We start from the raw sequence: 10,141 nt of genomic DNA, 5'->3' as shown, positions 1-10,141 counted from the left end.
ATTGCCTTTACACAGTGCAGCTTAAATTCAAAACTGTGCTTCTTTTTCTTTATCATAAAAATGCCCCCAGAAAGTGTCTAACTTTTTGGGGGCACTGTACACCGCGATCAGCCTCCTTTTATTTTATACAATTACTTTTTATTTCTAAACAGCAATCATTTTTTTGCACTGAGATCTTTTATGCGAATATTTCTAAAACGCACTTCCGAATCATGTCCCAGGAAACCGATGTAACCTTTATCTCTCTTCAATCCCGGATGCGGTTGGCCGTCAAGGGTACCGTTTTTCCTTGCATCAGAAATATCGCCGTCTAAAATGGTAGTACCGTTCAGTATCACTTTTATTTTGGATCCTTTTACAATCACTTCCTCTTTATTCCATTCTCCAAGAGGTTTTAAAAAGCCTCGTTTCGCAGCTAATACCCCATAAACAGAACCATGGTACTGATAAGGCTTCAGATCTTTGTAAACAGGCGCATCATTGTCTAAAATCTGGAGCTCCATTCCTTCATATGCGGCGTCACCTTCTAAAGGAGCACGAATTCCTAATCCGTTATTGGCACCTGGAGTTAATTGAAATTCAAAACGGAAAATAAAATCCGCGTACTCATCTTTGGTATATAAGTTTCCATGGCCTGTTTTAGGATATACCACCATGTTGCCGTCTTCAATACCGTAACCTGCTGTATTTCCCTTCCATTCGTGCATGTTTGTACCATCAAACAACACTTTAAAGCCTTCCTTTTTCTCTTCTTTACTTAATTCAAAAGGTTCAGGTCTTGGTATTTCACGTACGTAAATATCACGATAAGCAACTTTTGAACCATGAGCCTGCAGTTCTAACTGCTCTTCAGGGAAAATAGGCAATTTTGCATCCCAGTAATTCTCAAGGATAACATTATCGGTAACCAACTCCCCGTTCAGGTAAACAGTAACACGGTCACCATTCATTAAAATCCTGAAATGATTCCATTCACCCAACTGATTATCTGCAACCTTAAGCGGCTTGCTTGGATTTATTTTATTGTTATACAATCCGCCAGAACCGACCTGAGCACCTGCGTCTACCCGTGAAGTATCCCACATTTGAACTTGCGGCGTACCCCGAAGGTAAATACCAGCATCCCCATCCTTCTTTCCTTCGTCGTAGATCTTCCAGTCTATCAGCATTTCAATATCACCGTATTTTTTAACGGTAGTAAGGTTATCGAAACCATGGCCAACAAATACAATTTTACCATCTTCTACTTTCCAGTCCCTGTTCATTGCTTCATCAGCAGCTTTTTGCTTTTTAGCTAAAGTATCCTTGCTCATTTTGGCACGTTCGATCGGGTTGCCAACCAGCCCTTTCCACCCGCTCAGATCTTTTCCGTTAAAGATTGAAACAAAACCTTCGCCTTGAGGCATTTCTGCGATAAATTTACGAATTGCTTCTTTCTGATAGCCACTATCGTTTCCTGTTAGCACCTGGATCGTTTTATTCAACAACTCTTTCACCAGACTTCCATTAAATGATGGGTTAGACAAGGCAATGTTCATAACTGCATTTGCGGCTTCCTGTTGTAAATCAGGAGTATCAAGATATTTACCGGCAAATACCAAAGCAGGAAAAGTACGGGTGCCTTGCAGCTGATTTAAAATCAGCTTCTTTTGCTCTGTTGTATTTGCAAGTTCCATTGCATTTTTAAGCATCAGCACCTTTTGCTCGGCAGGTTCTTCAGAAATACTGATCATCCGGATATAGCCTTTTAATGCTGGATCAAGGAAGGAGTTTCCGGAAGATTTCTGACTAATCTTGTACAATTCAGTTGCAGCAGAAGCATCCTTCCAGTTGGCCAATGCTTTTACAGCCTCCATTTTAGTTGCATCATCCCCCGCAGCAAATGCAGCTGAAACTGCCTTTAAAGATTCTTTATCTCCAATACCTGCCAGAATATTAAAATACAAAGGCTTTTTATCCGCAGGTGAATTATTCATCTGCTGTAATACTGCAGAACTATTCTTAGTTCCTGATGCAGCCGCTACGATTGCCTGCTGAACCCGGGATATCTCATCCTGTTGTTTTACTTCCGTTAATAATGCAAACAACTGCCGCAGGTTATCCTCTCCGGCCATTGATTTTAATGCGGATAGTGCTGCCATTCTAACCTGCTGGTCTTTACTTTTCAATAAAGAAAAAACAGTATTTATTTGTGCATGAGCTGCTCTTGCCGATAAAACTTCCAGTAAAGCTACCTGCGCCTCTGATTTCATACGGGGAAGGGCATCAGCAACTTCTGCGGTTATATCGTCCCCCTTCATGGTTAGAATTGAACTTTTAACAGCCGCAATCTCCTCCTTATTTCCTTTTCGCATTACTTTTAAAAGATCATCCAGCGACTGCTGCTGACCGATTTTTCCTGCAGCTGTAATAGCAGCAATCTTTACTTCATCGTTTTTGCTTTTTAATTTTTTGGTTATTACAGGTAATGCGGCCTTTGCATCATGCGACCCAAGCATTGTAATTATAGATGCCTGAACGGGTTCTTCTGCTTTTTTAATCTTTCCTAACCAAATATCAGCTGACGATGGGGTGTAATAATTTCCTGCAAATTTAAGCGCAGCAGCCCGGTATTCAGCATCTTTATCCGTAGCAGCATCTGCAAGGAGAGCGACACTTTCCGGACCACGTACATCTGCCAGAATTTTCAAAGCCACTGTACGGGTATGAACATCATCATTCAAAGCGGGATTTTTTAATAAAGATTCCGCAATTTTATACGCCTGCTCTTTCTGACCTTTATGATTCAGGTTTTCCGCATATTGCAGGTAAGCATAGGTTGCTTCCGTTTCATCAAACGTAAAATTATTTTTGGAAGCTGCAGCAGATAAGATACCTTCTGAAGAAGGATCTGCAATGTTAGCAAGTGCGTAAAGTGCAACTTTTGTTAACTTTTTATCTGATGTATTAACTAAAGGAGTAATAAGTGCTAACGCTTTGCTATAGTGGGTGTCGCCCAACGCTTCTACTAAAGACAAACGGCAAGAACCTTGCGCATTTTGCAAAGCCTCCATTAACACCGTATTTGATTGATCGGTATTAATTTTTACCAGGGCTCTTGCTGCAGGATCACATAAAGCTTCATCATTCAAATACTTCTGAAGACAGGCAACCGCATCATTTTTTCCGGCAATCTGTATCTGACTAAGCAAAAAAGCTTTATTTTCTTTCCTGGAAACATTTGGAATTGCATCACAATATGCTTTTACAGCCATTCCTCTCAGGTTTTCTTTTCCGGGCTGCATTACATAATAAGAAAAGCTGTTTACCGCGTATTCAATTTTAGAATTAGCGTCGGGATTTTCTGAAAGCATTCCTGCCATTTTTGCAATTCCATCTTCCCCCATTGCAGAAACCTGTTCCATTGCAGCCTTAAGCTGTTCAGAATTTTGTGCTGGCAATTGGGCCAGAAGGTCGGCTATTTTTGTAGTTATGGTCCTTTGATCCTTCGTTTGGCAAATACCCGTATTTATTAAGGTAAATGCAATAAAAAGGCTTACTATAATTTGTTTCATGATTTTCGACTTATGGTTAGATTATTTAAATGATCCAGGGCGCACGCATTGGCGGATTAATAAGACGGTTAGCGGCTTCATCGTCTATAAACTCCTGTTTAACAGGATCAAACTTCAATGATCGGCCAAGCTTTAAAGCTGCTAATCCAATATTAATTATATTGCATGAGCGGTGTCCGTTCTCTTCATTCAAAGCAAACTTCTGGCGTTTTTTTACTGCCTGTACAAAATCTGTAACCTGGGGTTCCGGATCGGGAAAAGCAGCAAGCTTTTTCTCCAGGTCCGGGATATCAGAACGAAATCCGGGATATAATTTTCCTTTTGGACCTTCTATATAGGGAACATTGGCATCTTTACCCTCTCCGTCTAAAATAATTTTACAACCATCTGCATAAGTATATTCAATCCTTCTCCATGTTCCTACCGCATCGCTGTGCTGCTGTGGTGCATCTATTTCTACAGAGATTGGATTGGTGTCATCTTTACCCAAGAAATACTGTATCGGATCCAGGTAATGCTGACCCATATCGCTTAAACCTCCCCCATCGTAATCCCAGTACCCACGAAAAGTCTGGTGCACACGGTGCGGATTGTACGGTTTATATTGCGCCGGGCCGAGCCACATATCATAATCCAACTCAGGCGGAACCGGTGCCGGAGCAAGATTATCTTTACCAACCCAATAGAATTTCCAGTCGAAACCTGTATGCCTGCTTACAGTTACTTTAAGCGGCCAGCCTAACAAACCGCTCTGCACCAGCTTTTTTATTGGTTTTACGGTTGTTCCCATGCCGTAGAAATTATCTTCAAACCGGAACCAGGTATTCAGGCGAAGAATCCGTCCATGCTGCTGAACAGCTTCCACAACGCGTTTTCCTTCACCTATTGAATGGGTAAATGGCTTTTCACACCAAATATCTTTACCCGCCTTTGCTGCGGCAGCCGCCATTATTCCATGCCAGTGCGGAGGAGTAGCAATGTGAACAATATCAACTTCAGGTAATTGTATCAGTTCGCGGTAATCGGTTAGGGTTTTTACTCCGTTTCCTATCATTGCTGCGGCTTCCTGTAAGTGCTTACGGTCTACATCGCAAATAGCAACTACTTTTGTACCTGCATACGGAATGTGGTTGCGGCCCATAGAACCTACCCCAATAATAGCTTTGGTTAGCTGATCGCTCGGTGCAATAAAACCATTACCGCCTAAAACGTATCGCGGCACAATAGTAAATGCGGCAAGGGCTACAGCGGATTTCTTCAGGAATTCCCTTCTGGAATTATTCTGTGTTTTGTCCATTAGTAAAGTGTTAATTGTGTTAGTTATTAGTTAGTTAGTTTTTTAAAATGTAATTATTGCGAGCGCAATTTCGGATCGTAAGATAGAAATATTTAAAGAAGTGTTATTATAAAAAATTAGTTACAGGGGAGGCAGAGGCAATTTAAAGAAAGCCTGTAGAGGAATTAAAAAAGCAATTCTGATGAGAACTATTAAACGTTTCCCCAGCCGTGGGCAAGCACATCGGCAATGTGTATTGTTTTTATGGGGAGGTTATTTTTATCAATGTATCCCTGCAAATGCAGCAGACAGGAGGCATCGGTTGAAATAATGTATTCGGCTTGCATTTCCAATGCATTATCTACTTTCTGCTGAGCCATAGCAGTTGAAATAGCATTAAATTTAACTGCAAAAGTTCCACCAAAACCACAGCACATATCCGTATCTTTCATTTCTACCAGCTCAAGTCCGTGTACTTTTGAAAGCAACTGACGCGGCTCTTCCTTGATCTTACATTCACGAAGGCCTGAACATGAATCGTGATAAACAGCCCTTCCCTCCAGCTCCGCTCCGAAGTAATCTTTTTTCAGGATGTTGATCAAAAAATCGGACAATTCAAAAATATGACTCTGAATAGAACGGCATTTATTATGAACAGCCGTATTAGTGAACAAATCACTATAAGAATTTTTAACCATTCCTGTACAGGAAGCTGAAGGTGAAATAATGTATTTACTTTCAGAAAAATCGCTTAAAAATTTACTGCCGACAGTTTTTGCTTCATCCCAGAAACCGGCATTAAAAGCGGGTTGACCACAGCAGGTTTGCTGCGGATTGTATTCAACCTTACAACCGGCTTTTTCTAAAACCTTAATTGTATTAAAAGCTGTTTCCGGATAAAGCTGATCTATAAAACACGGGATAAACAATTCAACGGTCATATTCTTACTCTTTTAAAGGAAGATATCCTTTAATGCGGCTAAAATCTGAAAAAAAATCTAGTATTCTGGTTGTTGTTTAAAACTTAGCTTCTTATCGTATCCTACTACAGACAGCAATACCAACAATCCTATTAAAAAGAAAAGTGCAAGTATCAATACAGAATTACGCATATTGCCTGTAAATTCTTCAATAAAACCGAAACTGAAAAGGCCGATTACAATTGCAAGTTTTTCTGTAACGTCGTAGAAGCTGAAAAAGGAAGTAGTATCAGGAGAATCTGAAGGTAAAAATTTAGAATATGTGGAACGGGAAATGGATTGTATTCCTCCCATTACCAACCCGACGACAGTTGCAAGCCCATAGAATTGAACTTCGGATGAAATTGAATATGCAGCAAGGCACACTCCTATCCATATTAAAAGGACTGCAATAATCACTTTTAAATTGCCGATTTTTGTTGCAAAGTACGACATAATATACGCTCCCAGGATGGCTACCAGCTGTATTATTAAAATAGTTGCTATCAGTTTTGCAGTACCCAGGTGCAGCACTTTTTCTCCAAAATTTGCCGCTACCAGCATAACTGTTTGCACTCCCATTGAATAAAATAAAAAAGCGATGAGGAAGCGTTTCAACACTTTCATATGTTTAACCTGGCTCCAAACCTTACTTAATTCCTGGAAACCGCTACGAATAACATTTCTGTTTAAATTCTCAGCATTCGGACTTCCTTTTGGAAGCACCTTGAAAGGTATCTGTGCAAAAGCGATCCACCAGATCCCTACCAAAAGAAAAGATAAACGAGGAGCAAAAGAACTGTCGGTAATACCAAATAATTCGGGTTTCAGGATGAAAATAAAACAAATTATCTGCAGGAGAACGCTTCCAACATATCCGTAGGAAAAACCCTGCGCACTCACCTTATCCTGCTGATCTACTGTTGCTATTTCGGGCAAATAAGAATTATTAAACAGCACACCTCCAATGTAGCCCATAGCAGCTATGGAAGAGCAAATAATGCCGAGTTCCAGCGTTTCAAGCTTAAAAAAGAACAATGCGATGCAGGCTGCACCGCCCAGATAGGTAAAAAACTGCATGTAATTCTTTTTATTTCCCCTGTAATCTGCAATGGATGAAAGTACGGGAAGCAGTATTGCCATTATCAGATACGCAACAGCAAGCGCATAATTTGAAAGGGCAGTATTAACAAAGCGGATACCGAAAAAGGAAACCTTATCGCCATGCTCTTTTGTAGTTGTAATTATTGTATAATAGGCAGGAAAGATAGTGGATGTTATAACCAGATTATAAGCAGAATTTGCCCAATCGAACATGGCCCATCCCCTGATAATTTTTTTGTTGTTCTTTATTTCCATCGAACTAAAGTATATAAATTAATTCGTAGGAAAAATAACTTCACCCGAACAAATGAAAAACAAAAAGCAGCTTCTTTCAAAGCTGCTTCCTAAATATTAATTTATCAGACTTATTGCTTTTTCATTAAGCTATTTTTGAAAATGCCTGTTCAAAATCTGCAATAATATCGTCAATATGCTCTATGCCAACACTTACCCGCAACTGTGCCGGTAAAACTCCTGCACTGATCTGTTCTTCATCCGTTAATTGCTGATGAGTAGTAGCGGAAGGCTGAATAATAAGTGTTTTTGCGTCTCCAAGGTTTGCCAGGTGACTAACAAGTTTCAGGCTGTCTATAAACCGGGTTGCCTGCTCCTTGCCTCCTTTTAAATTTACAGATAGTAATGAGCCAAACCCGCGTTTCAGGTATTTTTTAGCAAGTGTATAATAAGGACTGCTTTCCAGACCCGGATAGTTTACACTTTCTACCTGAGGATGATTTTCAAGCCATTTTGCAAGTGCCAATCCGTTTTCAACGTGCCTTTCTACTCGTAGAGAGAGTGTCTCTAACCCCTGTAGCAACAGAAACGAGTTAAACGGACTCAATGCGGGACCGAAATCACGTAACCCTTCTACCCTTGCCCGAATTATAAACTGAATATTTCCAAAAGGACCCGAAGGGCCAAAAACATCTCCGAATACGAGACCATGGTATCCTTCAGAAGGTTGTGAAAACTGAGGGTACTTTGGTTTGTTGAAATCGTATTTCCCGCCATCAACAATAACACCGCCGATACTTGTACCATGTCCGCCTATAAATTTTGTTGCCGACTGCACTACAATATCAGCGCCATGTTCCAGAGGTCTGAAAAGGTAGCCGGCGGCACCGAATGTATTATCAACAATAAAAGGGATATCATATTTTTTCGCTACTGCTGCAATCGCTTCAAAATCCGGAACGTTAAATCCCGGGTTTCCTATTGTTTCAATGTATAAGGCCTTTGTTTTTTCATCAATCAGTTTTTCAAAACTTTCGGCGCTGTCGCCGTTGGCAAATCGTGCTTCAATACCAATACGTTTAAAAGCTACTTTAAACTGATTGTAAGTTCCTCCGTACAGAAATGGAGAGGTGACAAAGTTTTCACCTGCGGAAAGTATATTATTAAGTGCTATAAACTGCGCCGACTGCCCCGATGCAACGGCAAGAGCAGCTACACCGCCTTCGAGCGCTGCTACCCTTTTTTCAAATACATCGGTTGTCGGGTTCATTATACGGGTATAAATATTTCCGAACTCCTTTAACGCAAATAAATTGGCTCCATGTTCTGCACTGTTAAAAACGAAAGAAGTTGTTTGATAAATAGGCACCGCCCTTGATCCTGTAGTCGGATCTGCTTCCTGGCCGGCATGCAATTGAAGTGTTTCGAAATGTAAATTTTCCATAATTTTATTTTAGGTACTAAACTTTTTGTTTTGAGGTATATGCTGAAGTGCGTTGTTATCTGAAAAGAATGTACGCAATCAGCAGCGTAATCAGTATATTAAATGTTTGTGCAATTAAAAATGCATATAAAGGCTTCCTGTTATTGGATTTTACAAGATCAGAGAATTTGGTTTCGAGCCCGATGCTTGTAAAAGCTAAAGCAAACCACAAGTTTTGAAGCCCCTTAAGCGATTCTTTTCCGGCTTTAATCACATCCGGAGTAATAAAAAAAGAGAAAAGCAGAGATGCACCAACAAACCCGATAACGAATTTTGGAAAACGCTCCCAAATTACACCTAATGTAGGCTTGGAATCTGAATTAGCAGCCGGATTATTGGTATATGTCCAATAAATAGAAATAATAAAGGCTGCTATTCCTAATAAAACATTTTGTGAAAACTTAACAATGGTGCTTATTTTCAGGGCTGTTTCACCCACCAGCGTACCCGAAGCAACAACAGCACCGGTAGTATCAATCGTTCCGCCAAGCCAGGCCCCTGTTACTTCCTGGTTCAGGCCCATATATTTTGCCAGATAAGGCATACCGATCATCATGGGAATAGCTGTAATCAGCACGAGTGATATTACGTAAGAGAGCTTCTTGGTGTCGCCTTTAATTGCACCTGCCGTTGCTATCGCTGCCGATACACCGCATATTGAAACAGCGCTGGAAATCATAACAGCAAGTTCATTATCAATTTTTAGTTTTCTCGAAATCCAGAAAGCGAAATACCATACGGAAAGCACAACTACCAGGGCCTGTAATAAACCATATGACCCGGCCTTTAGAATATCAGAAAAAATAACGCCTGTTCCTAATAAAACCAAACCGATCTTTACAAACATTTCGGTTGATAAGGCTTCTCTGAACCAGCTTGGCAGATTGAACAGATTTCCTATAAGTAAACCTATTGCCAGACTAAATATAACCGCTTCTAAATTAAGCGCTTTTACCGCTTCATTACCAGTAATAATTAAGGCTGCAATTGTTATCAGGTAAACAACGGGGAAGTTGTACAAAAAAGCCGTTAAAGGTTTTCCATTAAGAAATACTGCCAGGAAGGCTATAACATATATAAATAAGAACTGGGCAGCTATTGCAAGCAGGTTCTGTGTAGAAAAAACCTGCGAAGCAAGATCGGCAGTACCTGACCAGTTAAAGGATGGTAATAATGTTTTAAATCCTGCTATTGTTAAAAGTATAATTAAAAATCCGATTACTACTACCACCCAGTCTTCCGAAAGCGTTGTTCTTGTTTTTTTAAGAGGTATTGAATCTATTGTATCCATAACAGATTTTAGTGTGAGGTGATGAAATTGATTAGTATTTCGGCAAGGACCGATTTCGGTCTAATTTAGAAATAAAATTTCAATCATGTTCCATCAGGAAAAGCCTGCAATTATTCACAACAATAAAAGAGCTAGCTGAAATAGCATTTGCATAATAATTCAAATTTTCCAGCGAAGTTCTTTTTGAAATATTTTTAATGTTCATGCCCCTCTATAATTAAAAGACTAAGAGCAAATATA

Annotated in this window: 6 protein-coding genes; all 6 read right to left on the bottom strand. The window is 40.0% G+C overall.

Translation table 11 applies throughout. The features are described 5' to 3' along the window. Positions 1–155: 155 nt before the first annotated feature. The 6 genes from ACLCDL_RS10235 to ACLCDL_RS10210 all read right to left on the bottom strand — a co-directional run bounded on the left by ACLCDL_RS10235 (position 156) and on the right by ACLCDL_RS10210 (position 9,901). The gene (locus ACLCDL_RS10235; RefSeq protein ID WP_423148194.1) at positions 156–3,554 is read right to left on the bottom strand and encodes a DUF1080 domain-containing protein; all 3,399 of its coding nucleotides are present in this window, start codon (positions 3,552–3,554) and stop codon (positions 156–158) included. 25 nt (positions 3,555–3,579) lie between these two features. Continuing rightward, positions 3,580–4,851 carry a Gfo/Idh/MocA family oxidoreductase gene (locus ACLCDL_RS10230; protein ID WP_423148193.1) on the bottom strand — a complete coding sequence of 424 codons (1,272 nt, stop codon included), beginning with the start codon at positions 4,849–4,851 and terminating at the stop codon, positions 3,580–3,582. Positions 4,852–5,042: 191 nt separating this feature from the next. Further along, a complete protein-coding gene (locus ACLCDL_RS10225; RefSeq protein ID WP_423148192.1) occupies positions 5,043–5,771 on the bottom strand; it encodes a (Fe-S)-binding protein in 729 nt (242 codons plus the stop codon). A gap of 57 nt (positions 5,772–5,828) precedes the next feature. Beyond that, positions 5,829–7,148: an MFS transporter gene (locus ACLCDL_RS10220; RefSeq protein WP_423148191.1), complete on the bottom strand. Its 1,320-nt coding sequence runs from the start codon at positions 7,146–7,148 to the stop codon at positions 5,829–5,831. Positions 7,149–7,272: 124 nt separating this feature from the next. Then, positions 7,273–8,571, bottom strand: coding sequence for an O-acetylhomoserine aminocarboxypropyltransferase/cysteine synthase family protein (locus tag ACLCDL_RS10215; protein ID WP_423148190.1), 1,299 nt, complete (start codon positions 8,569–8,571; stop codon positions 7,273–7,275). A 55-nt stretch (positions 8,572–8,626) separates the two neighbouring features. Then, on the bottom strand, positions 8,627–9,901 hold the full coding sequence (locus tag ACLCDL_RS10210) for a YeiH family protein (RefSeq protein WP_423148189.1): 1,275 nt from the start codon (positions 9,899–9,901) through the stop codon (positions 8,627–8,629). Positions 9,902–10,141: the final 240 nt, after the last annotated feature.

The organism is Rubrilithobacter danxiaensis, from assembly GCF_047272945.1.
GTDB classification, from domain to species: Bacteria; Bacteroidota; Bacteroidia; order Sphingobacteriales; family Sphingobacteriaceae; genus Rubrolithibacter; species Rubrolithibacter danxiaensis.
Note: the sequence above shows the minus strand (reverse complement) of the source record. Positions and strands in the feature narration are given on the sequence as shown.

Coding starts and splice junctions, on each gene's coding strand:
- ACLCDL_RS10220 (WP_423148191.1), bottom strand. CDS start 7,148: ATGGAAATAAAGAACAACAAAAAAATTATCAGGGGATGGGCCATGTTC.
- ACLCDL_RS10235 (WP_423148194.1), bottom strand. CDS start 3,554: ATGAAACAAATTATAGTAAGCCTTTTTATTGCATTTACCTTAATAAAT.
- ACLCDL_RS10225 (WP_423148192.1), bottom strand. CDS start 5,771: ATGACCGTTGAATTGTTTATCCCGTGTTTTATAGATCAGCTTTATCCG.
- ACLCDL_RS10230 (WP_423148193.1), bottom strand. CDS start 4,851: ATGGACAAAACACAGAATAATTCCAGAAGGGAATTCCTGAAGAAATCC.
- ACLCDL_RS10215 (WP_423148190.1), bottom strand. CDS start 8,571: ATGGAAAATTTACATTTCGAAACACTTCAATTGCATGCCGGCCAGGAA.
- ACLCDL_RS10210 (WP_423148189.1), bottom strand. CDS start 9,901: ATGGATACAATAGATTCAATACCTCTTAAAAAAACAAGAACAACGCTT.